This is a genomic window from Gordonibacter sp. RACS_AR49, from assembly GCF_030418435.1.
Classification (GTDB): domain Bacteria; phylum Actinomycetota; class Coriobacteriia; order Coriobacteriales; family Eggerthellaceae; genus Gordonibacter; species Gordonibacter urolithinfaciens.
Map to the genome: position 1 here is coordinate 46,650 of NZ_JAIUDM010000003.1, position 26,066 is coordinate 72,715.

General features: G+C 68.3%; 20 protein-coding genes. 4 read left to right on the top strand and 16 right to left on the bottom strand.

Annotated features, from left to right (window positions below; genetic code table 11):
• Positions 1-8: 8 nt before the first annotated feature.
• Genes LB310_RS07765 through LB310_RS07775 form a run of 3 tightly spaced genes read left to right on the top strand, consistent with a single transcriptional unit; the run spans position 9 to position 3,888 of the window.
• Positions 9-2,051, top strand: a complete 2,043-nt coding sequence (locus LB310_RS07765; protein ID WP_301154857.1) for an aldehyde ferredoxin oxidoreductase N-terminal domain-containing protein — start codon at positions 9-11, stop codon at positions 2,049-2,051.
• Complete coding sequence (locus LB310_RS07770) at positions 2,048-2,611, top strand: hypothetical protein (RefSeq protein WP_278805313.1); 564 nt, start codon at positions 2,048-2,050, stop codon at positions 2,609-2,611. Before LB310_RS07765 ends, LB310_RS07770 begins: the two co-directional genes overlap by 4 nt.
• Entirely contained in the window at positions 2,608-3,888 is a 1,281-nt protein-coding gene (locus LB310_RS07775; RefSeq protein ID WP_278805312.1) for an aminotransferase class V-fold PLP-dependent enzyme, read from the top strand. The genes LB310_RS07770 and LB310_RS07775 overlap by 4 nt, the downstream gene beginning before the upstream one ends.
• 26 nt (positions 3,889-3,914) lie before the next feature.
• Here LB310_RS07775 and LB310_RS07780 read toward each other — a convergent pair whose 3' ends face one another.
• From LB310_RS07780 to LB310_RS07845, 14 genes are all read right to left on the bottom strand, one after another.
• Positions 3,915-4,799, bottom strand: a complete 885-nt coding sequence (locus LB310_RS07780; RefSeq protein ID WP_301154858.1) for a cell division protein FtsQ/DivIB — start codon at positions 4,797-4,799, stop codon at positions 3,915-3,917.
• Positions 4,800-4,947: 148 nt separating this feature from the next.
• Entirely contained in the window at positions 4,948-5,874 is a 927-nt protein-coding gene (murB, locus tag LB310_RS07785) for a UDP-N-acetylmuramate dehydrogenase (RefSeq protein ID WP_087192000.1), read from the bottom strand.
• Positions 5,875-5,882: 8 nt separating this feature from the next.
• Positions 5,883-7,343, bottom strand: a complete 1,461-nt coding sequence (gene murC / locus LB310_RS07790; protein WP_301154859.1) for a UDP-N-acetylmuramate--L-alanine ligase — start codon at positions 7,341-7,343, stop codon at positions 5,883-5,885.
• 53 nt (positions 7,344-7,396) lie between these two features.
• Positions 7,397-8,497 (bottom strand): undecaprenyldiphospho-muramoylpentapeptide beta-N-acetylglucosaminyltransferase, encoded by a 1,101-nt coding sequence (gene murG / locus LB310_RS07795; RefSeq protein ID WP_301154860.1) that lies wholly within the window; start codon positions 8,495-8,497, stop codon positions 7,397-7,399.
• Positions 8,498-8,499: 2 nt separating this feature from the next.
• The gene (locus tag LB310_RS07800; RefSeq protein ID WP_087191997.1) at positions 8,500-9,930 is read right to left on the bottom strand and encodes an FtsW/RodA/SpoVE family cell cycle protein; all 1,431 of its coding nucleotides are present in this window, start codon (positions 9,928-9,930) and stop codon (positions 8,500-8,502) included.
• An 8-nt stretch (positions 9,931-9,938) separates the two neighbouring features.
• A complete protein-coding gene (murD, locus tag LB310_RS07805; protein WP_301154861.1) occupies positions 9,939-11,660 on the bottom strand; it encodes a UDP-N-acetylmuramoyl-L-alanine--D-glutamate ligase in 1,722 nt (573 codons plus the stop codon).
• Between the two features lie 3 nt (positions 11,661-11,663).
• Positions 11,664-12,710, bottom strand: coding sequence for a phospho-N-acetylmuramoyl-pentapeptide-transferase (gene mraY / locus LB310_RS07810; protein ID WP_227153981.1), 1,047 nt, complete (start codon positions 12,708-12,710; stop codon positions 11,664-11,666).
• Between the two features lies 1 nt (position 12,711).
• Complete coding sequence (gene murF, locus LB310_RS07815; protein WP_301154862.1) at positions 12,712-14,208, bottom strand: UDP-N-acetylmuramoyl-tripeptide--D-alanyl-D-alanine ligase; 1,497 nt, start codon at positions 14,206-14,208, stop codon at positions 12,712-12,714.
• Positions 14,208-15,836 (bottom strand): UDP-N-acetylmuramoyl-L-alanyl-D-glutamate--2,6-diaminopimelate ligase, encoded by a 1,629-nt coding sequence (locus LB310_RS07820; RefSeq protein ID WP_301154863.1) that lies wholly within the window; start codon positions 15,834-15,836, stop codon positions 14,208-14,210. The genes murF and LB310_RS07820 overlap by 1 nt, the downstream gene beginning before the upstream one ends.
• A gap of 9 nt (positions 15,837-15,845) precedes the next feature.
• Positions 15,846-17,612 (bottom strand): penicillin-binding protein 2, encoded by a 1,767-nt coding sequence (locus tag LB310_RS07825; RefSeq protein WP_278807243.1) that lies wholly within the window; start codon positions 17,610-17,612, stop codon positions 15,846-15,848.
• Positions 17,613-17,616: 4 nt separating this feature from the next.
• Positions 17,617-18,087 carry a cell division protein FtsL gene (locus LB310_RS07830; RefSeq protein ID WP_096226918.1) on the bottom strand — a complete coding sequence of 157 codons (471 nt, stop codon included), beginning with the start codon at positions 18,085-18,087 and terminating at the stop codon, positions 17,617-17,619.
• 110 nt (positions 18,088-18,197) lie between these two features.
• Positions 18,198-19,169 (bottom strand): 16S rRNA (cytosine(1402)-N(4))-methyltransferase RsmH, encoded by a 972-nt coding sequence (gene rsmH / locus LB310_RS07835; protein WP_278807246.1) that lies wholly within the window; start codon positions 19,167-19,169, stop codon positions 18,198-18,200.
• Positions 19,170-19,187: 18 nt separating this feature from the next.
• Positions 19,188-19,664 (bottom strand): division/cell wall cluster transcriptional repressor MraZ, encoded by a 477-nt coding sequence (locus LB310_RS07840; RefSeq protein ID WP_087191989.1) that lies wholly within the window; start codon positions 19,662-19,664, stop codon positions 19,188-19,190.
• A gap of 1,128 nt (positions 19,665-20,792) precedes the next feature.
• Positions 20,793-21,698 carry a site-specific tyrosine recombinase gene (locus tag LB310_RS07845; RefSeq protein WP_278807252.1) on the bottom strand — a complete coding sequence of 302 codons (906 nt, stop codon included), beginning with the start codon at positions 21,696-21,698 and terminating at the stop codon, positions 20,793-20,795.
• 248 nt (positions 21,699-21,946) lie between these two features.
• Here LB310_RS07845 and LB310_RS07850 point away from each other — a divergent pair, with 248 nt between their 5' ends.
• Positions 21,947-23,428, top strand: a complete 1,482-nt coding sequence (locus tag LB310_RS07850; protein ID WP_096226920.1) for a DUF1846 domain-containing protein — start codon at positions 21,947-21,949, stop codon at positions 23,426-23,428.
• Between the two features lie 605 nt (positions 23,429-24,033).
• Here the strand turns inward: LB310_RS07850 and LB310_RS07855 are convergent.
• Positions 24,034-25,191, bottom strand: a complete 1,158-nt coding sequence (locus LB310_RS07855; protein WP_301154864.1) for a hypothetical protein — start codon at positions 25,189-25,191, stop codon at positions 24,034-24,036.
• A 287-nt stretch (positions 25,192-25,478) separates the two neighbouring features.
• On the bottom strand, positions 25,479-26,060 hold the full coding sequence (locus LB310_RS07860; protein ID WP_301154865.1) for a hypothetical protein: 582 nt from the start codon (positions 26,058-26,060) through the stop codon (positions 25,479-25,481).
• Between the last annotated feature and the right edge of the window lie 6 nt (positions 26,061-26,066).

Below are 26,066 nucleotides of genomic sequence, written 5' to 3' on the forward strand. Positions count from 1 at the left end.
GGAGCACCATGACCGAACACTACGGCTACGCCGGCAAGATACTCATCGTGAACCTGGACGACCGGACGTCCGAGACCATCGACACCGACCCCTATATCGAATGGGTGGGCGGCCACGGGATGGCCTCGAAGCTGTTCTGGGACTACTGCGAGGACAAGACCGTGGAAGCCGTCGACCCGAAGAACGTGCTCGTGTTCGCCACCACGCCGTTCTCGGGCGCCGTGGTCCCGGCCGCGTCGGCGCGCTGCGAGTTCACGGGCATCAGCCCGTTCTCGCTGCCCGAATGGTACAACCGCTCCAGCATGGGCGGCCGCCTGGCCGGCATGATGAAGGAAGCGGGCTACGACGCCTGCGTCGTGCGCGGCAAGGCCGACGCGCCCATATGGATCAGCGTGGTGAACGACCAGGTGACGTTCAACGATGCCACCGATCTCTGGGGCCTCGACGCCTTCGAGTGCCAGGAGCGCATCTGGGACGAGGTGACGCACGGCACGCCGCAAGGCTCGTGGTACGAGCTCACGGGCAGCCGCGACGGCGGGCGCACGACGCAGCGCCCCTCCGTCATCTGCATCGGGCCGGCCGGCGAGAACCTCGCGCGCGTGTCGTGCATCGTGCACGACGCCGGACACGTGACGGGCCAGAGCGGCTTCGGCGCGGTGTTCGGCGCGAAGAACCTGAAGGCCATGAGCTTCATCGGCTCTAAGAGCATCCCCATCGCCGACCCCGCCGCGCTCGTGCGCCTGCGCCTCGAGGTGCAGCAGAAGTTCGGCTACGACATCGACGCCGGCAAGGTGCCGGGCGCGCCGGGCAGCCCGGGAGCCGCATCCACCGTGCTGGACACGAGCCCCACGGTGTCGCGCGCCGAGGGCTGCCGCGGGTGCTTCAAGAACTGCCGCAACCTCTACCCCGGCGGCGTGGGCAACGAGCTGACCTGCTCGGCCGGCCTCTACTTCACCGACTCGGGCAAGATCGACGAGCAGCTGGCCGCCTACAGCCTGCTGTCGAAGCTGGGCCTGAACGGCTACGAGATCGACATGCCCGTGTACTTGCATAACCTGTACAAGATGGGCGTCATGGGCAAGGGCAAGGACATCGACACCGACCTGCCCTTCGAGAAGTACGGGACCTACGCGTTCATCGAGGAGCTGCTGATGCGCATCGCCTACCGCCGCGAGATCGGCGACGATCTGGCCGAGGGCATCGCGCGCGCCGCGCAGAAGTGGGGGCGGTGGGACGAGGACACGTCCTCGGGCCTGCTCGCACGCCCGAACTGGGGCTACTGCGAGCACAACGAGCCGCGAGCCGAAGTGGAGTGGAGCTACGGCAGCATCTTCAGCGAGCGCGACATCAACGAGCACGGCGTGCACAACGCGGTGTACAACACCTCCATCATGGCGGTGCTCACCGGCGCCGAGCCGCCCGTGTCGGCCGAGAACATGGCCAAGCAGCTGGCCGACCAGTCCGGCCTGGGCGACCCGCTGTGCTTCGACTGGAGCGAGGAGGGCATCTACACCGACGCGCGCGTGCGCGAGATCCACTGGAACCGGGCCTACGGGCGTTTCTGGCTGCAGTCGCTCGGCATGTGCGACTGGGTGTGGCCGAACTTCGTCAGCCGCAAGCACACCGCCGAGACGGGCTCGACCTACGGCGCCACGCCCGAGTACGAGGTGAAGTTCTTCCAGGCCGTCACCGGCCGCGACCTCTCCTACGAGGAGAGCATCGAGCTGGGGCACAAGTTCTGGGTGCTCGACCGCGCCATCTGGGCGCTCGAGGGACGCCACCGCGACCAGGAGGTGTTCGCGAACTACGTGTACGACGTGAAGACCACGAAGCCCTTCCCGCTCGTGGTGTGCGAAAACGGGACGTGGAGCTATTCGCTGTGCCAGGGCCGCACGCTCGACCGCGAGAAGTTCGAGGACTTCAAGTCGCGGTTCTACGTGCACGAGGGCTTCGAGGAATCCACCGGGCGCCCGACGCGGGCCGGCCTGGAGACGTTGGGGCTGGGCTTCGCCGCCGACGCGCTCGAGGCCGCCGGGAAGCTGGGATCGTGAGCGGGGCGGACGTCGCCGAGCGCGCCGTCGGAGAAGAGGGAGCGGACGTCGCCGCTCCCTTCCCGCCCGGGGACGACGGCGCGATGCTCGAGGAGATTCCCGGTTTGGCCGAGGCATGCCGGCGCTTCCCGATGCCCGACGGCGCGCAGGCCGAGCGTGCGCTGCGGGAGCTCTCCTGGGGAGAGCACTTCGTGGCGGGACGCATGGTGCCCTCGAAAGGCGGGTCCGACCTGTACCTTTACAACCTGAAGAGCGCCGCCGTGTTTCTGCTCGATCGCGACCAGGCGAACATCGGCAAGGCGTCGGACCAGATCATCAAGCTCATCGACGTGGATGCGTTCGCCGCATGGGTGCGCGGAACGGTGGGCGACGAGGCGCTGGCCGACGCGCTGGCCGAGGAATGCCCGGCGGAGGACCCGTACCACGACCGACTGCAAGGCGTACAGCGGCTGCTCGCGCTGCGCATGGTGCAGTACGGGGCGTTAGAGGGAGCCGGGGGCGGCGCCGAGGGCGACGAGCACGACAGGGCACCCCTTGGCGAAGGCGCGGCATCGCTATGACGCGGGAGGGCGCGCATCCGTCGCCATCCTCCGGCGCGCTCGCCGCGCCGGAGGACTTCCCCTTGCTCGCGCACGAGGCCGCCGGGGACGGCGGCCTCGTGTACCTGGACAGCGCCGCCACGACGCAGAAGCCTTCCTGCGTGCTGGAGGCCCTCGACGCCTTTTACCGCACGGCCAACGCGAACCCCCACCGCGGGGCGCACCGCTTGGGCACGGCGGCAACGGAGGCCCTCGAGGCTGCGCGGCACGATGTGGCCCGCCTCGTGGGCGCCGACGCCGACGAGATTGCGTTCACGAGCGGGACGACGTGCGCCCTCAACCAGCTGGCCTACGGCCTGGCGGGGCTGCTGCACCCAGGCGACGAGGTTGCCGTGTCGCTTCTGGAGCACCACAGCAACCTCGTGCCGTGGCTCACGGTAGCACGGATCGCAGGGGCGAAAGTGCGCCATATCGTGCCCGACCGGCAAGGGCGCATCCCCGACGACGAGATCGACCGCGTCATAGGTCCGCGCACGCGCATAGTTGCCGTGTCGCACGTGTCGAACGTGCTCGGCTGCGTGCAGCCGGTGGAGCGCATCGTGCGCGCCGCGCACGATGCAGGCGCGCTCGTCGTGCTCGACTGCGCCCAGAGCGTTGCCCACCTGCCCGTCGACCTGCACGCGCTCGGCGCGGACTTCGCGGCGTTCTCGGGCCACAAGATGTACGGCCCGATGGGCACGGGGGCGCTGTACGCCCGGCGCGGTGCCGCCTCCGCGCTCGAGCCGCTCCTGCGCGGAGGCGGCATGGTGGAGGCCGTGTTCGAGCAGGGTTTCACGTTCAAGGGCTTCCCCGCAGGTCTCGAGGCGGGCACGCCGAACGCCGCGGGCGCCATCGGGATGGCCGCCGCGGCGCGCTTTCTGGAGGACCTGGACATGGAGGCTGTGCACGCCCACGGCGAGACGCTCGCCCGCCGCATGGCCGACGGCCTGGCGGCCATCCCGTCGGCGCGCCTCTACGGCCCCGGACCGGGCGGGGCGGAGGGGCGCTGCGGCATCGTGGCTTTCAACGTGCACGGCGTGGGCGCCGACCTGGCGGCGCACGCCCTGGACCGGCGCAACGTGGCGGTGCGCTCGGGCGCCCACTGCGCCCAGCCCCTGGTGCGCCACCTGGGCGCGGAGGCCGTCTGCCGCGCCAGCACCGGCGTCTACACCTCCGAGCACGACGTCGACCGCTTCCTCGAGGCCGTGGAGGCGGCGCGCCAGGACGCGGCGCGCCTCATGGCGGCGGCGATGCTGTAGGGAGGGAAGCGGCGGCGCCTCCCTCCCTACAGCGCCCTCCACGTGGGGCGGTCCACCGCGCGCACGTTGATGTAGACGACCGTGGGGTTCTCCTCCATGATCTTCAGCACGACGCGCTCCTTGTCGCGGATGTCCTCGGCCTTGCCGAAGGCTATCTCCACGTTGTCGTCCAGCGTGAGCGTGGTGCCCTCGGCATCGGTGGCCGACACTTTCGTCACGCGGCCCGCGAGCTCGGTGGTCATGCCCGACACGATGTCGAGCGCGTTGTTCACGTTGTCGTCGGAGCAGTACGTGCCGATCTCGGCCTTCGTGCCGTAGGGCACGTCGGTGATGGACAGCACGGCCGCGGCGTCCTCGTAGACCTTGGGGCTGGTCCTCTTGCCCGCCTCGGAGTCCTGGTCGGGGATGGGCATGAGCCACATATGGTCCGACGCGATGGCCCACTGCTTCACGGACTTGGCGTCCTCGGTAGGCACGGCCACCACGGCCGCGATGGTGCGCTCGGTCACGGCCAGCTCCAGCGTGTTCGGGAACACGCGCTTCACCTCGGCGTCGGCCACCCAGGCGTTCTTGAGCAGGCGCTCGCGGATGCCGGCGGCGTCCACGCGCAGGAGCGTGGTGTTCGCGGGCACGTTCGCCATGGCCGTCATGTCCTCGGTGGTGAGATGCTCCACGCCGCTCACGGTGACGTTCTCCACGGCGAACAGGCTGGAATTGTACGCGACGACGACGCCGATGACGAGCGCGGCCACGAGCGAGGCGACCACGGCGAGGCGCACGACATGGCGGCGGTACGTGCTCTGCGCGCGGCTCGCCCTCTCGGCGCGGTCGAGGTCGCCCACGCGCACCGAGGTCAGGCGCTGCTGCGGGTATCCGCCGGAGCCGGCGGCGGGATAGCGCCCGCCGGGCATGGCGCGGTAGGCGCCCTGCTGCGAGGGGCGAGAGGACCGTCCGGCCGGGGCGCGGCCAGCGCTGCTGCGGGCGGCACCGCGTCCCGACGGCCGGGACGCAGACGACGACGCGCGGGCGCCCCGGCCGGGCGTCGACGCCCCGCGGGCCTTACGCGAACCCGAGGAAGCGGACTTCCGGTTGTAATTCGATGCCATACGTTTCGCTTACCTTCGCCTGTACGAGTTCGATGAGGTCCTTCACGTCGCGCGCCGTGGCGTCGCCCGTGTTCACGATGAAGTTCGCATGCAGCTCCGACACCTGGGCGCCGCCGATCCGCATGCCCTTGAGCCCGGCGCGCTCCACGAGCGACCCGGCCGACTCCCCCGGCGGGTTGCGGAACACGCTGCCGCACGAGGGGTCCGTGAGCGGCTGCGTCTTCTTCCGCCGCGCCAGCGACGCCTCCATCTTACCGCGGATGAAGAACGGATCGGCCGGCTCTACGGAAAGTTCGCATTCCACGATGACCTCGTCCGGCGCGAACGAGCTGGTGCGGTAGTCCCAGCCGATCTCGTCGCCGGCGCGTCGCGCGAGGCCCCGCCCGGGCGAGAGCGTGGTCACGGATGCCACGCGCGCGCCGATCCACTCGTCGCGCGAGCCGGCGTTCATGCGCAGCGCGCCGCCCACGGTGCCCGGCGTGCCCACGGCGAACTCCAGCCCTGCAAGCGAGCGGCGGAACGCCTCCTGCACCACCGACGACAGCGGCACGCCCGCACCCACGCAGAACCGGCCGGCCTCCTCGTCGAAGCGGCAGGTGCGGAAGTCGCGCCCGAGCGTGACCACCACGCCGGGAAAGCCCTCGTCGGCCACCAGCAGGTTGCTCCCGCGTCCCACCACGACCCAGGGCACGCCCGTGCGCTCGCACACCTCGACAAGTCGCACGAGCGCGCCCACGGAGGCCGTCTGCACGTAGAAGCGCGCAGGGCCGCCGATGCGGTACATGGTATGGCGCGCCATGGGCTCCGCCGGATAGACGTCGCCGTCGAAGCGGTCGTCCACGAGCAGCGCCTCGAGCTCGGTGGTATGGCGTGCGGACACGGCCCGCCTCACCTCCCGGCAGCGCCGGGAGCGCCGGCCGCCCCGGCGGCCCCGGCCGCGAGCGCGTCCACGAGCTGCGGCCCGATGGCCGTCACGTCGCCCGCGCCCATGGTGATGACCAGGTCGCCCTCCGCGGCCTTCGCCGCCAGGTACGGCACCACCTCCACGCGGCGCGGCACGTAGGCCGCCTCGGGGTGCCCCGCATGATCCAGCACCACGTTCAGGAACGTCTTGCCGCTCACGCCGGGCACGGGCGCCTCGCCCGCCGGGTACACGTCCATGAACGTGACGGTGTCGGCCGCGTCGAACGCGCTGCCGAACTCGTCCTTCAGCACCTCGGTGAACAGCGGCACGCGCGAGTAGCGGTGCGGCTGGAACAGCACGTGCACGTGGCGGAAGCCCAGCTGCGACGCCGCGCCGATGGTGGCGGCGATCTCGGTGGGATGGTGCGCGTAGTCGTCCACCACGGTGATGCCGGCGGCCTCGCCCACGAGGTCGAAGCGGCGGCGCACCCCGGCGAACCCGGCCATGGCGCGGGCAGCGGCCTCGGCGTCCATGCCGAGCGCGTCCGCGAGCACGATGACGCCGGCGGCGTTCAGCACGTTGTGGCGGCCCGGGTTCTGCTTGACGTGGGCGGACAGCTGGCGGCCGTCGGGCAGGGCCAGCACGAAATCGCTGCCCACGCCCTGCGGCTCGAAGGACACGATGCGCGCGTCGCAACCCTCGCCGAAGCCGTACGTGACCAGCGTGCGGCCCGCGGCGCGCGCAAGCGCCGCAAGCTGCTCGTCGTCGCCGCAGGCCACCACCACGCCGCCGTCCGCGGGCACCGAGCCGATGAACGCGGCGAACTTCTCGTAGATCTCGTCGAGGTCGCGGTAGTGGTCCAGGTGGTCGGCCTCGATGTTCGTCACGAGCACCGCGCTCGGCGACAGGTACGTGAACGACTTGTCGCTCTCGTCGGCCTCCACCACGTAGTGCCGGCCCGACCCCGAGTGCGCGTTCGTGCCGTAGGAGCGCACGATGCCGCCGATGAGGAACGTGGGGTCCTCGCCCATGGCGTCCAGCACGCTGGCCAGCATGGACGACGTGGTGGTCTTGCCGTGCGTGCCCGCCACGGCAAGCGTCTCCAGGTCGCGGCCCAGGTGCGCGAGCATCTGCGCACGGTGCCAGATGGCCAGGCCCCGCTCCTTGGCGGCGATGAGCTCGGGGTTGTTGTCCAGGATGGCCGTGGACACCACCACCACGTCGGGCGCGGCGTCGTCGCGCCCGGGGCCGCCCGGCAGGTTGGCCGGGTCGTGGCCGATGCGCACGTCTATGCCGGCGGCCTTCAGCTGCTTGGTGTAGCGGCTCTCCTTGAGATCCGACCCGCTCACGCGCAGGCCCTGGTCGAAGGCGACGCGCGCGATGCCGCTCATGCCCACTCCGCCCACGCCGACGAAGTGAACCGATTCTATGCGCTGTGTGTCCATGATATCCTTAACTGCCCTTCCCTCGGGTGCGCTTCCATGGTAGCCAACGTTCGCTACCGCGCGGCCCCCATCACAACATCTGCCAATTTGGCGGCCGCGTCGGCCGTCTTCTGCGCGCGCGCCGCCGCGGCCATGCGCTCCCGCACGCCCGCGTCGTCCAGGAGCGAGCGCACGAGCCGCGCGAACTCCGGCCCCTCCACGTCGGCGTCCGCCAGCATGTAAGCGCAGCCCGCCTCCACGTAGGCGCGCGCGTTCGTGGTCTGGTGGTCCTCCGTGGCGAACGGGAACGGAACGAGCAGCGCCGGGATGGCCCGCGCCGATATCTCTGCGAGCGACGTGGCCCCCGCGCGCGACACGATGGCGTCGGCGGCGGCCATGGCCTCGCCCATATGGTCCGTGTAGCCGAACAGGTGCCACCGCTTCTCCTCGGCGGGCGTGAGCGCCAGCTGCCCGGCGACGGCGTCGAGCTCCTTCGGGCCCGTCACGTGGACGACGTGCACGTCGCCGGCGGCCAGCAGCTCGTCCTTCAGCGCGCAGACGGCCTGGTTCAGGTGGCGCGCTCCCAGGCTGCCGCCCGTCACCAGCAGAAGGCGCGCGTCCTCGGGCACGCCGAAGCGCGCGCGCCCGTCCTCGCGCGTGGCGTCGAACACGCTCTTGCGCACGGGGTTGCCCGTGACGGCGATGCGCGAGTGCGCGCCCTCGTCGAGGGCGCCGGCCGCATGCTCGTAGGTCAGGCACACGGCGGCGGCCCGCTTCGCCAGGTACTTGTTCGCCATGCCCATGACCGAGTTCTGCTCGTGCACCACCACGGGCACGCCCAGCTTCTCGGCCGCTCGCCCCACCGGGATGCACACGTAGCCGCCGAAGCCCACCACGACGTCGGCGCCGAGCTCGGCGAGCCACGCCTTCGCGCGCCCGGTGCTCCGCTGTATCTTCGCCACGGCCTTCGGCAGCGTGAGCGGATGGTTGCGGTTGAACCCCGCCGCCTCGAACGGCGTGAACGGGATGCCCGCCTCGGCCACGAGCCGCGCCTCCACGCCCTGGGGTGTGCCGGCGAAGCGCACGTCGCAACCGCGGGCCCGAAGCTCGTCGGCCAGCGCGAGCGCCGGGTTGATATGGCCGGCGGTCCCGCCGCCGGAAAGTACGACCAACATGCTTACCTCCTGCCTCGGCGCGCCGACGAGCCGGATGCACCCGACCGCCCCGCGCCCGCGTTGTCGCGCCGCCTTGAGCGCGAGCTCACCGCGTCCCACCCGATGCCGCCGGACGATGCCGACGACGAAGCCGTCCCGCCGCGCTTGCCCGCACGCCCGGACCCTCCCGCGCCCGCGCCTCCGCGGCTGCCGCCGGAGCGCGGCTCGTCCGGCTCGGCGCGCACGATGCGCAGGTCGGCGCGCCGCCGCGCGGGCGCGAGCGAGTCGTCCACCGCCCCCTGCGACACGGACAGGATGAGCGCCACCATGATAAACGTGGCGATGAGCGACGAGCCTCCCGACGAGATGAACGGCAGCGGCTTGCCCACGACGGGGAACCAGCCCATGACCATGGCTATGTTCAGGAACGCCTGGAACACGATCATGATGGTGCAGCCGCCCGCCACCATGGTGCCGAAGTTGTCGGGCGCCGTGCGCGCGATGCGCATGCCCGCCCACAGCACGAGCAGGAACAGCGCGATCACCGCGACCGCCCCCACCAGGCCCAGTTCCTCGCCGATGATGGCGAAGATGAAGTCGGTGTCGGACTGCGTGAGGTACAGGTACTTCTCGTGCGAGTTGCCCAGCCCCACGCCGAAGAGCCCCCCGCCGGCAAGCGCGTAGAGCGAATGGATGAGCTGGTAGCCGTTGCCGTAGCCCCCCTCGCCGTCGTTCCACGGATTCAAGAAAACCATCAGGCGCTCGCGGCGGTACTCCGTGCCGAAGATGCCCACCATGCCCAGCGCCACCACCACGCCCACCACGACGAGCATGGTCCGCGCGGGAACCTCGCCCAGCCACATGACCGCAAGGATGCCCACGACGCAGATCATGGCCGTGCCCAAGTCGGACTGGGGACCCAAGATGACGAGCACCGGCGCCAACACCAGAAGAAACACCATCACGAAGAACTGCGGTACCGAAAGCGTCCCCTCGCGGAAGTCGTCGAAGAGCCGCGCAGCCACCAGCACGAGCGCGATCTTCGCGAACTCCGAGGGCTGCAGGCTTGCCGGACCGAGCACGAGCCAGCGCTGCGCGCCCCACTCGTCCTCGCCCGCCCCCGAGAACATGGTGGCCACCAGCAGCACGAACGCGAGAAGCCACACCGCCCACACCAAATTGCCGCGCCAAACGGAATAGGGGACGAACTTCCACACGGCCAGCGCGACCACGATGCCCACGACGGCGAACTTGATCTGGCTGAGCGTGTCGGCCATGGGATCGACCGTCGCCACCGCGTCGGCCGACGCGGAAGCCAGCGCGATGACCGACGACGTGGAGTAGATCATGACGAAGCCGAGCAGCGTGAGCGCCAGCACGGACAGCATGAGGACGAGCCGGGGGCCCATGATATGCGCAGGTATCCCCTGCCTGTCGACGCGTGCGGCGGCCATGGAGGCCCTTACGCTTCCACGCGCGCGGAGCGTTCGGCCACGAGCGCCTTGAACGCACGCCCGCGCTCCTCGTACGAGCCGAACTCGTCGAACGACGCGCAGGCCGGCGACAGCAGCACGACGTCGCCCGCACCCGCGATGGCAAGCGCCGCGTCGAGGGCGTCCTCCAGGTGCGATGCCCGGAGGACGGCGAAGTCGCTGCCGTCCCGACCCGCAGGTCCACCAAGGTCAGCGAGGGTTTCCCCGGCACCCTGCATCGTGGGGAGGGCGAGGGCGTGGCGTACTTCGGTACGCGAGTCCTCGGCCTCGCCGCGAGGCGGGGTGCCGGGGGAAGCCGCAGCGTCGGCCGGTTCCGACGGCCGGCAGCCCGCCGGAGCCCCGAACGCCGTCGCGAAGCGCGGGCCCGCCGCCCCGAAGCAGACGACGCCGCGCGCGCGGGCGCGGGCGGCCGCCACGAGGGGGGCCAGGTCGGTGCCCTTGTCGTCGCCGCCGAGCAGCACGATGGGGCGCGTCTCGGGGAACGCGGCCAGCGCGGTGAGCGTCGCGTCGACGTTCGTGGCCTTGGAGTCGTTGTAGCAGGTCACGCCCGCAACGGTGCCGCAGGGCTCGATGCGGTGCTCGAGCGGCTTGAACGAGCTCAGATGCGCCGCCACGTCGGGGTCGTCCACGCCGAGCGCGAACGCGGCGGCTGCCACGGCCAGCGCGTTCGAGGCGTTGTGCGCGCCCTTGACCTGCAAGTCGCCGGCACGCCCCGCCTTGTGCTCCTTCCCGTCCAGCGCCACGCACAGCATGCCGTCGGCATCGAGAAACGCGGCGTTGTCGCTGCCGCACCGCGCGCGCATGTCGCCGCCCAGGCCCTCGGCCGTGCCCATCGGCACGTACGCGAAGCCGCGCCCGCCCTCGCCCAGCGCGCGCAGGCGGCGCACCTCGGCACGCACGACATCGTTCGTCGCATCGAGCACGGCCACGGCCCCCGGCACGCCGGCCAAGTTCGCCAGCAGCTTGAGCTTCGCGTCGCGGTACGCCTCGAAGCTGCGATGCCAGTGCAGGTGGTCGGGAGTGATGTTCAGCAGCACGGCCACGTTAGGCGCGAAGCGCACCGTGGACGCCAGCTGGTAGGACGACACCTCGGCCACGTACACGTCCGTGGCGCCCGCGCCCACCGCGGAGATGCACGGGTCGCCGATGTTGCCGACGGCGGCAGCGGCCAGGCCGGCGCCCGCCAGCACATGCGCGGCGAGCGCGCAGACCGTCGTCTTGCCGTTCGTGCCCGTCACGGCCACCCAGCGGCTGTCGGCGGCGCTCTCGCGCCAGGCGAACTCGACTTCGCTCACCAGCTCGGAGCACGAGGCGGCCGCCGCCTGGTAGAACGCCGAGAACTGCGGGATGCCGGGACTCGCTATGCCAAGGTCGAAAACCGGCGCGGCGCCGGCTTCCCGCGCGCTTTCGCCGTCGGCGCCCGCACCCTGCGCCGCCCTTGCGGCCAGCTCCGCCACGGCGCCGTCGCCGAACGCCACGAGCGCGCCGCGCGCCGCCGCCTCGGCAGCGAACGCCTCGGAGGCCTCCGTGCGCGCGCCGGCCGCCACGGCCAGCGCGTCCACGCGCCCGCCCACCAGCGGCAGCAGGTATTCCACGGCCGCGCGGCCGCTCTTCCCCAGCCCCAAAACGAGCACGCGCCCGAGGTGCTGCGGCGCGTGCTTCCTTCCCGGTATCAGGTCCCTGCGCGCCATCCGCTACGCCACCGCCATGAGCGTCTGGGCGAAGTACAGCGAGAAGCCGCAGGCCGCCAGCACGCCCGACACGATCCAGAAGCGCACGACCACCTTCGTCTCGCTCCACCCCTTCTTCTCGAAGTGGTGGTGCAAGGGCGCCATGAGGAAGATGCGCTTCCTCGTCTTCTTGTAGTAGAACACCTGGATCATGACGGACAGGGCCTCGGCCACGAACAGGCCGCCGATGATGATGGACACGAACTCGGTCTTCGTGAGCACGGCCAGGCACCCCAGCGCCATGCCGAGCGCGAGCGAGCCGGTGTCGCCCATGAAGATGTCGGCCGGGAACGAGTTGAACCACAAAAAGCCGATGCACGCGCCCGCGAGCGCCGCCGCGAAGATGGCGGGCTCCAGCATATCGGAGCGGTACGCGATGGCGGCCATCACTATCATCACGATCATCACCGTGCCCGCCGCCAGGCCGTCCAGGCCGTCGGTGAGGTTCACGGCGTTGCACATGCCCACCAGCAGGATGTTCGCGAATATCAGGTAGAGCCACGGGATGGCGATGCCGTCGCCCACGGGCACCACCGTGGTGAGCAGCCCCAGGTCGAACGTGTACACGAAGGGTATCTCCACCGTGGGGGCCACCCCCAGCCAGTTCACCGCCACGAGCGTGAACACGGTGGCGATGGCGAACTGGCCCGCGAGCTTCGCCTTCGGCGTGAGGCCGAGCGAGCGCTCCTTCACCACCTTCGAGGCGTCGTCCACGAGCCCCAGAAGGCCCGTGAGCACGGTGGCGCCCAGGAGCAGGAATGTCTCGGGCGTGGGCATGCCGATGACGAGCGCCGTGGCTATCACGGCCACGAGCATGATGACGCCGCCCATGGTGGGCGTGCCCTGCTTCACCAGGTGGCTCTCGGGCCCGTCGGCGCGCACCTGCTGGCCGATATGGCTCGACTTCAGGAACTTGATCCATATTGGCATGAGCGCCATCGTGACCACGATGGCGGCCACGATGGCCAGGAACACGAGGAACGTCGGGTAGTGGGAGAATATCGCAAACATATCAGTTGACCAGTCCTTCGACCACGCGCTCGAGCCCCATGAAGTGGGACGCCTTCACCAGCACGGCGTCGCCCGGCTCGAGGTACGTATCCATCTCTCCGAGCACGTCGGAGACCGTTGCCGCGCGCACGATGCGCGCCGCGTCCATGCCCACCGCCTCGGCGGCGTCGGCGATGTGCGCCGCCAGCTCGCCCACGCATACGAGGCGGTCGAGCGGCAGCGTTCCCGCCAGCTCGCCGATGCCCGCATGGCAGGCGCGCGCGAAGTCGCCGAGCTCGCCCATGTCGCCGAGCACCGCCACGCGGCGGCCCGGCACCTCCAGCGCGCAGAACGTGGTGAGCGAGGCGCACATGGAGTCGGGGTTCGCGTTGTAGGCGTCGTTCACCACGGTGAACCCGCCGCGCGCGGCGAGCACCTCTTGGCGCCCCGCCTCGGGCTCGGCATGCGCGAGGGCCTCGGCCACGGCGGCGAGCGGCATGCCGAACGCACGGCCCACGGCCGCGGCGGCGCAGGCGTTGCCCACGTTGTGCAGCCCGCGCAGGTTGAGCGAGCAGGGAGCCTGCTCGCCGTGCGGGGCGGAGGCATCCGAGCCGCCGAAGCCGACGGCGTGCAGCACGAAGCGCGGGCGGCCCTGCTCGTCCAACTCCACCTGCTCGGCCCACACGGCCGGGCGCACCATGTCCGCCGCGTCGGCGGCCACGCGGCGGGCGGCGGCGTCCGGCGACCCGTCGAACAGCACGCACGGCACGCACCGGGCGTCCAGCCGGGCCTCCTCGCGCACGAAGCCCGCGAAGTCGTCGGCCGCGTTCACGAACGCGAGCCCCGCGCCCTCCGGCAGCTCGCGCAAAAGCTCGGCCTTGGCGCGCGCGATGTTCTCGCGGCTGCCCAAGAGCTCTATATGGCTCTCGCCCACGTTCACCACCAGGCCCCAGTCGGGGCGCACGAACGAGCACAGCTCGGCTATCTGGCCGGCGCCGCGCATGCCCATCTCCACCACCACGGCCTCCGTCTCCGGTTCGGCCGAGAGCAGCGTCTTGGGAACGCCCAGCTCGTTGTTCTGGTTGCCCACCGTGGCCACCACGCTATGCGCAGCCGCCAGCACGTCGCGCACGAGGTTCTTCGTGGTGGTCTTGCCCGTCGAGCCCGTGAGCGCGACCACGCGCCCCTGCAGGTGGGCGCGCCACTCGCGCGCAAGGTCGGTCACGGCGCCCGCCGTGTCGGGCACGTCGACGACGGCCGCGCCCAGCTCGCGCGCGAGCGCCCGCACGTCCTCGGCCACCGGCTGCATGACCAGCGCGCCCAGCGCGCCCGCGGAGAGCGCCGCGGCCACGAAGTCGTGCCCGTCCGCGCGCTCGCCCGGAAGCGCCACGTACAAATCGCCCGGGCGCACGTCGCGGGAGTCCCAGGTAATGCCCGTGAGCAGCGCCCGCGGGTCGAGCGGCTCCACGGCGAACGTCCCGCCCGTGTAGGCCGCAATCTGCTTCGCGTTCAGACGCATTACTTTTCCTCACCCGCTTGTCCATCAAAGTCAGCGAGGGTTTCCGCAGTGCCGGAGATTGCGGGGCTGGCGGAGGCGTAGCGTACTTCGCTACGTGAGCCTCCGTCAGCACCGCAAGATCCGGTGCTGCGGGAAGCCGCAGCGTCGGCAGGCACGAAGAGCTTGCAGAGCTCTTCGGCCGCAACAACACGGTCGTCGAAGGACAGCACCTCGTCGCCCACCAGCTGGTAGTCCTCGTGGCCCTTGCCCGCGATGAGCACGGAGTCGTCGGGCCCGGCCCATTCCAACGCCAGCGCGATGGCCGCGCGGCGGTCGGGCTCCACGGCAAAGCGCCCCTCGCCCGAGCCCATGCCGCCCACGATGTCGTCGATGATGGCCAGCGGGTCCTCGTGCCGCGGGTTGTCGCTCGTCACCACGGCGTAGTCGGCCGCGAGCGCGGCCTTGCCCATGATGGAGCGCTTCGACGCGTCGCGGTCGCCGCCGCAGCCGAACACGCAGACGGTGCGCCCGAGCGTCAGCGCCATGATGGACGAAAGCGCCTTCTCCAGCGCGTCGGGGGTGTGCGCGTAGTCCACGAACACGGCGATGCCGCCGTCGCACGGCGCGCTCACGCGCTCCAGGCGGCCGGGGATCTGCGGCGCCTCTTCCAGCGCCTCCACTATCACGTCGGCCGGGATGCCCAGCTGCAGCCCGATGCCGAAGGCGCACATGACGTTCTCCACGTTGAACTTGCCCACCAAGGGGTAGCGGAAGCGGTGGCGGCTGCCGCGCACGTCCAGCTCCACCTCGGTGTGCGTGGGGGCGTAGCGCACGTCCACGGGATGGATCTGCGCCGCCGCGTCGAAGCCCGTGGTCACGATGCTGTCCTCGTTCGTGGCGCAGCGGCGCAGAAGCTCGCGGCCCCACTTGTCGTCGATGCAGATGACGCGGCGGGCCGGGTAGTCCTTGCCGAACAGGCGCGCCTTGGCCTCGAAGTAGGCCTCGAACGTGTGATGGTAGTCCAGGTGGTCCTGCGTGAGGTTCGAGAACGCGGTCACGGCGAACGTCGTGCCCCACGTGCGCTCCAGGTCGAGCGCGTGCGAGCTCACCTCCATGGCCACCACGCCGCAGCGCTCGTCGCGCATGCGCGCGAGCAGCTTCTGCAGGTCGGGCGACTCGGGCGTGGTGTGCGCCGTCTTCTCCTGCTCCCCGCCTATGCGCACGCCCACGGTGCCGATGACGCCCGTGCGCTTGCCGGCCACGTGCGCGATATGCTCCACGAGGTAGGTGGTGGTGGTCTTGCCGTTCGTGCCGGTGATGCCCACGAGCGCGAAGTCCTTCGAGGGGTGGTCGTAGAAGTTGGCCGACGCGGCCGCCATGGCCTTGCGCGTGTCGGCCACCACCACCTCGGTCACATCGGTGGCGTCGGCCAGGTACACCTTGCGCTCCACCACGAGCACCTTGGCGCCGCGGTCGATGGCGTCCTGCGCGAACGAGTGGCCGTCCGCCGTCAAGCCCACGATGCAGAAGAACGCGTCGCCCGGCTGCACGCGGTCGCTGCGGTAGGCGATGCCGCCCACTTCCTCGTCGGCGTTGCCGATGACGGTGCAGTCAATTCCTGCGAACAGGTCGGTGCAGGTTTTCCCCATGGCTTGTCCTCACTCAGGCATTATCTGGAATCGGTCGATGGCAGTTGACATTATATCCTTAAACACCGGCGTGACGATGGAACCGTATTCCGTCTCGTTGGCACCCACAAAACAAACCAATTGGGGACCCGTGGAGTCGGCTATGAAGCCGGTGAACGCCATGTTGTACACGCCCTTGCGGTAACCGCCGTTCACCTCGTCGTAGATCTCCGCCGTGGAGGTCTTGCCCGCCACGTTGTACCCCTCGATAGCGGCGTCGGTGCCCGTGCCCTGGCTGACCACGGTCTTGAGCATGTCGGTCATGTCGGAGAGCGCCTTCTCGCTGCCGATAACCTTCTCCGTGGCGTACTCGGGCGTCTCCCCGGACTGCGGCTTGCCGATGAGGAAGTGCGGCGTGCACTCCACCCCGTCGTTGGCGAGCGCCCCGTAGAAGCGCGTCATCTGCAGCGGCGTCACCGACACGCCCTGGCCGAAGCTGATGTTGTAGGCCTGCACCTTGCCCCACTTGTCGAACGGAAGGAGCGCCCCCAGGTACTCGGTGCCCTCCTCGCCCTCGCCGGGGTAGTCCACGCCGGTGCGCGTGTGCAGGTTGTACTCGTTTATCTTGTTGTACAGGTTCTCGAAACCCGATACGCCGTTCGCGGTGGCGTTCTCCGTGGCCAGCGAGATGCCCACGTTCGACGACTGGTCCATGATCTGTTCCAGCGTGAAGGTGGCGTCGCCGCGGTCGTGCGCGTCGGAGATGATGTAGCCGTCCGCCTCGATCTCGCTCGGGCAGAACAGCTCGCTCTCGGGCGTCATGGTGCCCGACTCCAGAATGGCCATGGCCGAGACGGACTTGAAGATGGAGCCGGGCTCGAACAGGTGCGTGACCACCTTGAGCTCCGTCGCACCGGCCGGGATGTTTTCGCGATCGTTCGGGTCGAGCAGCGGAAGCGACGCGGCGGCGTAGATCTCGCCCGTCTCGGCGTCCATGACCACGGAGCTGCCGCCGTTGGAGGTGAGCCCCTCCTTGTCGGCCAGCAGGCGGTCCTCCACGTACTGCTGCAGCTCTATGTCCACGGATATGATGATGTCCTGGCCGTCCACGGCGGGCGTCTCCTCGTGCACGCCGCCGGGGATGGGCGTGCCGTCGCGGCCGCGCTCGGCCTCGTAGCGGCCGGGCTCGCCGGACAGGATGTCGTCGTAGTACTTCTCCAAACCGCTCAGGCCGTTGCCGTCGATGTCGGTCAGGCCGACGATCTGCGCGCCCACCCGCCCGTTGGGATAGGTGCGCTTCGTGTCGGCGATGAAGTAGATGCCCTTGAGGTCCAGGGCGCGCACCTGGTCGGCCACGGCGGTGTCGGCCTTGCGCTGGATGAAGGCGAACGTAGAGGTGCCGGCGGACAGCGCGTTCTGGTAGTCGGCCGCCTCGCCGCCCAGCACGCCGGCCAGCGCCGCGGCCGTGCCCGGCAGGTCCTCCACTTCGGAAGGATTGGCGTAGATGGTGGTGGCATCCACGCTCACGGCCAGCACCGTGCCGTTGCGATCGTAGATGGTGCCGCGCCGAGGCTCGATGTCGAAACCCACGGTGCGCGCCTGCTCGGCCTGCGAGGCGTACGAAGGAGCCACGATGACCTGCAGGTACACCAACCGCACGAGAAAGAGGGCCGCTATGACGGCGAAGGCGACAAGGGGGATGAACGCGCGGCTCGAATCAGCTGCGAAACCGGGAGCCGATGCGCGCGGCGCGCCCGGGCGGCGCGGGGCGCGCGGGGTGTGGGGCCGTCCCGCCACGCCGCTACTCCGCGGCGCCGGCGGCGATCTGCACGCTCTTGGAAAGCGACAGGTTCCCGGCCTCGTCGGTGGCGACGACGTCGGTGCCCAGGTCGATGACGCCGACGCTCTCGGGCGCGGCCATCTTGAGGCGGCTCGCCTCGGCCTTCACGCGCGTGGGGTTGGAAAGCGAGCTCTGCTGCACTTCCAGGTTGTTCCCGCTGGCGCGGGCGTCGCTTATCTGGCTTTCGAGCTGCTGCGACTGCACGGACGTGGCCACGGTCGCCGATCCGATGGCAATGCGGGCAAAGCACAAGAGCGCCGCCACCACCAGCACCACGGCGAGCGTCTTGGCCATGAACACGACGGTGGAGGGAATGGTCTGGGTGCTTGTGCGGGTGCCCTGGCCCGGCACGACGCGAACGCGCGGGCGTTCGGGACGCTCGGGTACGCGCTCGGAATAATTGTAGGAAAACGCCGGTGCGGCTCCTGCCATGACCAACCTCCTTTTCTTCGTTTCTGGCTGCGGTTTCGGTGGTCGCGGTGCTGTTTATGATGTTGCTTGCAAGGCGGCCGGGACCAAGGCCCCGGCCGGATAGGTCGGTTTCAGCGTTTTCGGGCGACGCGCAGCTTGGCGCTGCGTGCCCGGGGATTGCGCTCTATCTCCCCTGCCGTGGGCAGAAGCGGCTTGCGCGTGACCAGGTCGAGTATCGGCTCCTTGCCGCACACGCACACCGGAAGGTCCGGCGGGCAGGTGCAGCGGTTCGCATACGCGTTGAAGGTTTCCTTCACGATGCGGTCTTCGAGCGAATGGTAGCTGATGACCACGAGGCGCCCGCCCGGATTGAGCCAGCGGACGGCGGCGTCGAGACCTCGACGCAGCACGTCCAGCTCCGAGTTGACTTCTATCCGAAGCGCCTGGAACGTCCGTTTCGCCGGATGCCCCCCGGCGCGGCGCGCCGAGGCCGGTATGGCGGCCTTGATGATGTCCACGAGCTGCTCGCTCGTCTCTATCCTCCCATTCGCCCGCGACCGCACGATGAAATCTGCGATGCGGCTGGCCCATTTCTCGTCCGAGTAGGCACGGATGATCCGAGTGAGATCTGCTGCGTTGTAGGTGTTCACGATCTCTGCTGCGGTTAGGGTGGTTTTCCCCGGATCCATCCGCATATCAAGGGGGCCGTTCTCCTTGAAGGAGAAGCCGCGGGACGGTGTGTCTATCTGCACCGACGAGACGCCCAGGTCGAAGAGGAACGCATCGACCCCAGGTACCTCGGCGCTGACGAGAAGGTTGTCCATATCCCCGAAGTTGCCGCGCAAGAGCTCCAAGTTGGGGCGTTGCTCGTCGGGCAGTGCCTCGAGCCGGGAGCGGGCGGCGGCGAGCGCCACCTCATCCTGGTCGATGCCGATGAGCGTGCCCCCCGGACCTACGAGCTTGGCCATTTCAAGGGAATGCCCTGCCCCGCCGAGTGTTGCGTCCACGAACGTTTGCTGTGGTTTGAGGTTCGATTGTTCGAGGCACTCGGCGAGCAGAACGGGGGTATGCTGGAATTCATGTTGCCGATATTCGCTTGTCATTGCGCTCACGTCCTACGATCAGCCGAACAGGACACCGAGGTCGGTGTCGTCGTCCTGCGCCTCGTAACGCTTCGCGTCCCACACTTCGAAGTAGCCCGTGTTGCCCACGACGACGACGTCCTTGTCGATGTCCGTCGCCTCGCGCGCCTCCGTCGGGAGCATGATGCGCCCGGAGCCGTCCACTTCCACGTCCTTCGCGCGGGCCTTGAGCTTGCGGCGCAGGCGCACGTGCAGGTCGTTGGAGGAGTCGTACTTGCCGAACTTGTCCTCGAACACCTCCGCGACCCAGGCGTTGAAGCCACGGGGCTCGAAGACGTAGAGGCACTCGTCCTTCGGATTGCGGGTTACCACCAAGTCGGTCGAAAGCACCTTGCGGAATTTCGCGGGCAGGGACATACGGCCCTTGGCATCGACCTTGAAACGGAACTCGCCGTTGAGGTCGACGATATGCGCCGCCCCCTCCGTGCTCTCCGTTGTGTCGACGACCTCCGCCATGCCATCCTTTCCGCGTGCAGCCGTTCGGCCCTTTCGATGTTTGGCATTCTATCCCACTTCGCCCCACTTCGCAACATTTATAGGGTATTCCGCCCCCTTTTTGCCGTGATGAAACCCACTGTTCACCCACCCGTCATTCATTTTCCAGCACGCGGAAAAACGGCCATACCACGGGTAGGCAGAGCCGCGGAATCGTCCACAACATATGGATTCGCTGCCCGCCGTGGCACGAAGTGGGAGAATTTGTGACGCCCTCCCACCCCGCCCCACGCAGACCCCGCAGGATCAACCGCTCGTTCAAGCGCTCCGGCCATCGGGCCGGGAATCGGGGCCGGGTCGGAAACGGAGGCGGATGGGCACCGGGGCGGCGCCCGCGCTCCCAGCGCGGGCGTACCGGGCCTAAGCGGGGACGGGAACGGGGGCGGGGGTCCCGCACGGAGGCGGGAGCAGGTCGGGGGTCGGGGGGGCGTCACCCAGCAACTCCAGTCAAGCCCGGCAGCAGCGCGAAGGGAGCAAGCGAAAGATCGAATTAGCGAACGGATGTTTCACGTGAAACATCCGTTTCGTAGCGAGCCCTATTTCTGCACAAGCACACCATCCCTTTCCGAAGAAGCTGCGAGCCCGTCCCGCGTGCGCCTCCAAACAGCACCCAAGAAGCTCCGCACGCTCCCAGCGCGGGCGTACCCGGGCCTCGGCGATCAGCGGAGTCTAATATTACCAATTCGGTCATGTACAAGATCGGAGCCTGTGGTAGGTTTTTGCGACCGCGCGTAAGCAATTCCCGTAAAAGGCCTGTTCGCAACAAGCATCTGGCGATTCAGACACCAGCAATCGTGCCATAGACTCGAATCTCGTCCACGCGGATTTGCGCCAGGCGCGCGACAGACTGCCCCACCGAATACGCATCGCTGCACGACGCACGCAGCAGGCCGCTGCCCGAGCGCAGATGATTGCGGTCGCATACGCAACAAGTCGCCGCGCCAGGCGCGGGCGACCGTACTGCGCACGCAACGGGCTCCTGCACCGAACGCGGGAGCATGCGTCGCGCATGCGACGGGGATGCTGCACCAAGCGCACGAGCCAGAGCGTTATCCACGCGAAGCGCCATGTGCATGACGAGCAGGTGCGCTATGCTCGCGGGCATTGCGCGCGCGGGTGGGCGCTCAGGTACTCCTCGCGGATGTGGGCGCGGCTCACGTGAGTGTATACCTGGGTGGTGGAGATGTCGGAGTGGCCGAGGATCTCCTGGATAACGCGCAGGTCCGCACCGCCTTCCAGCAGGTGGGTGGCGAAGGAGTGGCGGAGCGTATGAGGATGCAGGTTCGCCACGCCCACGAGGCGTCCGGCATCGGCGACGATGGCATGCACGCTCTGGCGCGTCAGGCGGCCGCCGCGGGCGTTCAGGAACACCGCCGCCGTGGGCTTGGCGTAGGGCCTCGCAAGCGCGGGGCGGGCATGCTCCAGGTACGCGCCCAGCGCCTCGAGCGCAGCGCCCGAGATGGGGCTGATGCGCTCCTTGCCCCCTTTGCCCACGACGCGCAGGTACCCTTCCTCCAGGATGCAATCGCCCAGATCGAGCCCCGTGCACTCGCTCACGCGCAACCCGCAGCCGTACAGCACCTCCAGGATGGCGCGGTTGCGCATCTCCGACGGACTGTCGCCCGTGCAGGCAGCCAGCATGGTTGACACCTGATTCACCGACAGCACGTCGGGCAGCCGCTCGGGGGGCTTGGGCAGCTGCAGGGTGTCGGTGGGGTTGCGGCGCGCATAGCCCTCGCGCACGAGGAAGCGGTGGAATCCCTTGATCACCGAAACGCGCCGATCCACGCTCGACGTGGCGTAGCCGCGGTCCACGAGGTCGGCCTCGTAGGCCACCACGCAGGCGCGGTCCACGTCATCGGCATTGTCCACTCCGCGCCCGTCGAGGAAGGCGGCGTAATCGCGCAGGTCGGTGGCGTACGCCGACACGGTGAGCGGCGAGGACCCCCGCTCCACGCGCAAGTGCGAGAGGTACTCTTCCATGAGCGTGCGCACGGCGTCCACATCCGCCCCCCTTTCCAGCGGCCCTCGGGATCGCCTACGAGTATAGCACCGGCCTACCGGTCCTTAAGGGGGCTTTCGGCGCACTGCCCAACATGGGAGACGCTGCACTCCCCGCCGCACCGCCCTGCCCGCGGCGAGTTTTTACACGCTAGCAACACCGGGTACGGCAAGTGCGATATACTTTGGTTCGCGCGCGTACGCGCATCACCGTCTTCTCACGAAAGGGGCGCCGCAGACCCATGCGCATAGGATTCGACAACGACCAGTATATCGCGCTGCAGGCAGAGCACATCCGCAACCGCATCGACCAGTTCGGCGGCAAACTCTATCTGGAGTTCGGCGGCAAGCTCTTCGACGACTACCATGCCTCGCGCGTGCTGCCCGGCTTCGAACCCGACTCCAAGATCCGCATGCTGAAGAGCCTCATCGACGACGCCGAGATCATCATCGCCATCAACGCGAACGACATCGAGAAGAGCAAGGTGCGCGGCGACCTGGGCATCACCTACGACGAGGACGTGCTGCGCCTCATGGACATCTTCCGCGGCATGGGCTTCGCCACCAGCGGCGTGGTCATCACCCATTACACGAACCAGCCCTCGGCCGAGGCGTTCCGCAAGCGCCTGGACAGCCTGGGCATCCGCAGCTACCTGCACTACCCCATCCCCGGCTACCCCTACGACATCGACCGCATCGTGAGCGACGAAGGCTATGGGCGCAACGAGTTCATCGAGACCACGCGGCCGCTCGTGGTGGTGACGGCCCCCGGCCCCGGCAGCGGCAAGATGGCCACGTGCCTCTCGCAGCTCTACCACGAGCACAAGCGCGGGGTGGCGGCCGGCTACGCGAAGTACGAGACGTTCCCCATCTGGAACCTGCCGCTCAAGCACCCGGTGAACATAGCCTACGAGGCGGCCACCGTCGACCTGAACGACGCGAACACCATCGACCCGTTCCATTTGGAAGCGTACGGCGAGACCACGGTGAACTACAACCGCGACGTGGAGATATTCCCCGTGCTGAAGGCCATGATGGAGCGCATTTCCGGCGAGAGCCCCTACCAGTCGCCCACCGACATGGGCGTGAACATGGCGGGCAACGCCATCGTGGACGACGAGGCCGTGCGCGAGGCGGCGAAGATGGAGATCGTGCGCCGCTACTTCCAGACCGCCGTGGAGACGCGCCGCAGCGGCACGGGCCAGGAGCACGTGGAGAAGCTGGAGCTGCTGATGAACCAGGCCGGCGTGAACGCGAGCTTCTCGCCGGCCCGCTCGGCCGCGCTGCTGAAGGAGGAGACGACCGGCGGACCGGTGGGCGCCATGGTGTTGCCGGACGGCTCGGTGGTCACGGGAAAGACGTCGTCGCTTCTGGGCGCGGCGTCGTCGCTCATGATGAACGCGCTCAAGGGCGTCTCCGGCGTCGACGATGAGATCGACGTCATCAGCGACGAGGTCATCGAGCCCATCTGCCGCCTGAAGACCGACTGCCTGCACAGCCGCAACCCGCGTCTGCACTCCGACGAGACGCTCATCGCGCTGTCCATCAGCTCCGCCACCGACCCGCTTGCCGCCAAGCTCATCGAGCACATCGACGACCTGCGCGGCTGCGACGCGTACTTCTCGGTCATCATCTCGTCCACCGACGAGAAGCTCTACCGCACCCTTGGCATCAACGTCTGCTGCGAGCCCAAGTACGAGCAGCACCGGTACTACCACAAGTAAGACGGCGCGCGCAACGAACCCTATCGAACGCCCCCCTCACCTCAGAATTACAAGGCGAGGGGGGGCGTTCTCACGAGGGCCCTCAAAACACCGGCAAAACCTTGCACGGATCTTTCCAAAGCCTTGCAGGAATCCAGTGCATTTTCGCTCGTTTTCTGCCTTTTACCAGGCTGAATAGCCTCTATCCAAGTGTGCGTTCAAGGCGTAGAATGAGCGTGCCGGCGGTGTCCGCGCTCGGGTGGCGCTTCTTTCGAGAGGAGTGTTCGCCTATGAACGCAGCTCTAGAAATTCTTAACGCCTACGCAGCGATAGCCACGATCGCGAGTTTCTTCCTCGCCCTGTGGACGAACCATAAGAACGCGGACGAAGCAGGGAGGGAACCAGGAGATGGAAAAGGCCGGGATTAACCCGGCCTCCCACTAGTACCCGCGCCGCCCAACCTGGATGGTGAAGCCCGTTAAACTCGCCGTCCTGGGCACCGCCGGTAATTTGCATTATAGCGACTCGATGCCATCAAATGCAAGAAGGCCGGCCTCGCATATTATAGGCGACACGTTCGCCGCAGCCACTGGAATGAAAAGATTGCTCCAAGGGAAGCAAGCCGATCAGGCGGCTGAGACTATCCAGATCATGGAGCCGTAGGTGAAGCCGGAGTCGCCGGAGGCGATGACGGCGTCGAGCAGGGTACGCATGCCGTAGTCGGTGAAGGCGCCGTGCCAGACAAGCTGGGTGCCCATGTCGCCGGCGGCGATGATGACGGGGCGGTCGAACGTCACCTCCAGGCCGAGAGGCGTGAAGCGGGCGTCCTGCACGAACGTCGTGGCGCCGCCCTGGGTGGAGAGCGACCACGAACCGCCCGGCAGGTCCATGTCGGAGCGCTTGAGGCGCGCGCCCGTGATGGCCACGGCGCGCTCGGAGCGGTTGGCCACCATGACGGGGATGGTGGCGGCGTTGGGGTCGTCCTCGCCCAGCATCATGGAAACCGACGAGGGGATGGTGATGTTAACCTGGGCGGCCTCTTCCTCGGGGGCGTTCGGCACGACTGGCTCGGCTTCGGGCTCGGACGTTTCCTCCGTCGGGACGGGCGGCTCGTCGCTTTCGGGCAGCGGCGCCTCCACAGCGTCCTCGGCGGGATCGTCCGCAGGCTCGTCGGAGGAGTCGTCGGCGGGCGCCTCGGGGTCGGCCGGCTCCTCGACCGCAGGCGGCTCGGGCACGTCGGGGTTCACGAGCGCGCGGCCGTCGAGGTCCCACGCGTAGGCGAGCACGTTCTCGTCCGCGCCACGATAGACGGTGGACAGCGGCTCGTCAGGCAGCTCGGCGAAGCCAAAGCACTCCTCGAGGATCGCATCATCAGCGAACGCGAGATCGTCCGGCAGCTCCACGAGCTTCGGGCAGTCGAAGAACGCGCGCGTGAGGTCCTTGACGTCGGCGGGGACGTTCGCGACCTCCTCGAGGTTCGCGCACCCCTCGAACCAGTGCGCCAGGCTGGAAGGCTCCACCGCATCGGCGAACACAACGCGCTTGATGTCGTCTGCCACGCCATCCGCAAGCCACGGCACCTCGTCGGCACTCTCGAACGCAAGGGTGTCCCCCGCCCCGTCCACGACGAACGTCCCGTCGTCCCACAACTCGGCAACGACCGCCGAGGTTTCGTCAAGTCCGATAGGCCAGGCGTTTTCGTACTTGGGGACGGAAGGAGTCGCGGGGGGCTCGACCGGAGCGGTCGGTGCCGAAGGCTCGTTCGAAGGAGTTGTGACGATCACGTTGTCTGCATCGTTGACAGAAGGTGCCGTGGTAGCAGGAGGTTCGGCGGACTTTGCCGCACCAGACGTAGCTTCAGGAGCAGCTTCAACCGAAGGAGGAGTTTCGCTGGAAGCCGCTTCCGAAGCAGCAAACGAACACGGAACAGGCCATAATACGCCGAAAAGCAGCATCAAGCAAAGAATCAAGGCCGCGCTCCAAGAGAGCGCGGCCTTGGCAGATCGAATCCTATATGCTGCCGGCTTCGTCATTCGAAACCATTATTCACTATACTTGAGGCTTTTGCGAACTAAGCAGCCGGCAAAGTATCAGCTGCGATCGTCCAAGTGATGGTAACAAAGTCGAGCGCCGGGGCACCCATCGCCTCTGCAGTCAAATTCTTGATCGCGCCAGAGAATTTGACGTCTGCGGTCGCCCCGGTTCCAAGTTCAATAGCGGAAGTCGGCTTAGTCGCTGTCGAATAGGATGCCAAATCGAGGGGCACACTACCAACAGTAGCACTAAGCTTGGCGATATTGTTAGTTGCAGTATCCGTCCCGAACTCCGTATCACCCTTCAAGGTCATGATACTGTCGGCCGTTTTTGCGACGGCAATCTTAGAAACATGAACCCCACAAAGGGAGTTATTCGTAAACGTTCCCCCCGCTATATCGGTAAAAGTTCCGTTCGAGCCCACGGCTACCGCTACAGGGGATGTTGGAACGGTCACGCTGATATTTACGTCAGCAGTCTTAAGTTGAACAGCCGTCTGTGATTCCTGGTCAGCAACAGCGCCAAACGCCGTCCCCGCGCACAAACCCGTCAGCATCGTGGCGGCGCATACGCCTACCAGACCCCGCTTGATGTAGTTGAACCGGCTCGTCTTCGTCATGATACT

What these genes read in the sequence shown, in the direction of transcription:
- LB310_RS07765 (WP_301154857.1), top strand. Translation starts at nt 9, where the DNA reads ATGACCGAACACTACGGCTACGCCGGCAAGATACTCATCGTGAACCTG.
- LB310_RS07775 (WP_278805312.1), top strand. Translation starts at nt 2,608, where the DNA reads ATGACGCGGGAGGGCGCGCATCCGTCGCCATCCTCCGGCGCGCTCGCC.
- LB310_RS07780 (WP_301154858.1), bottom strand. Translation starts at nt 4,799, where the DNA reads ATGCCCGGCGGGCGCTATCCCGCCGCCGGCTCCGGCGGATACCCGCAG.
- murC (WP_301154859.1), bottom strand. Translation starts at nt 7,343, where the DNA reads ATGGACACACAGCGCATAGAATCGGTTCACTTCGTCGGCGTGGGCGGA.
- murG (WP_301154860.1), bottom strand. Translation starts at nt 8,497, where the DNA reads ATGTTGGTCGTACTTTCCGGCGGCGGGACCGCCGGCCATATCAACCCG.
- LB310_RS07800 (WP_087191997.1), bottom strand. Translation starts at nt 9,930, where the DNA reads ATGGCCGCCGCACGCGTCGACAGGCAGGGGATACCTGCGCATATCATG.
- murD (WP_301154861.1), bottom strand. Translation starts at nt 11,660, where the DNA reads ATGGCGCGCAGGGACCTGATACCGGGAAGGAAGCACGCGCCGCAGCAC.
- mraY (WP_227153981.1), bottom strand. Translation starts at nt 12,710, where the DNA reads ATGTTTGCGATATTCTCCCACTACCCGACGTTCCTCGTGTTCCTGGCC.
- murF (WP_301154862.1), bottom strand. Translation starts at nt 14,208, where the DNA reads ATGCGTCTGAACGCGAAGCAGATTGCGGCCTACACGGGCGGGACGTTC.
- LB310_RS07820 (WP_301154863.1), bottom strand. Translation starts at nt 15,836, where the DNA reads ATGGGGAAAACCTGCACCGACCTGTTCGCAGGAATTGACTGCACCGTC.
- LB310_RS07830 (WP_096226918.1), bottom strand. Translation starts at nt 18,087, where the DNA reads ATGGCAGGAGCCGCACCGGCGTTTTCCTACAATTATTCCGAGCGCGTA.
- rsmH (WP_278807246.1), bottom strand. Translation starts at nt 19,169, where the DNA reads ATGACAAGCGAATATCGGCAACATGAATTCCAGCATACCCCCGTTCTG.
- LB310_RS07840 (WP_087191989.1), bottom strand. Translation starts at nt 19,664, where the DNA reads ATGGCGGAGGTCGTCGACACAACGGAGAGCACGGAGGGGGCGGCGCAT.
- LB310_RS07850 (WP_096226920.1), top strand. Translation starts at nt 21,947, where the DNA reads ATGCGCATAGGATTCGACAACGACCAGTATATCGCGCTGCAGGCAGAG.
- LB310_RS07860 (WP_301154865.1), bottom strand. Translation starts at nt 26,060, where the DNA reads ATGACGAAGACGAGCCGGTTCAACTACATCAAGCGGGGTCTGGTAGGC.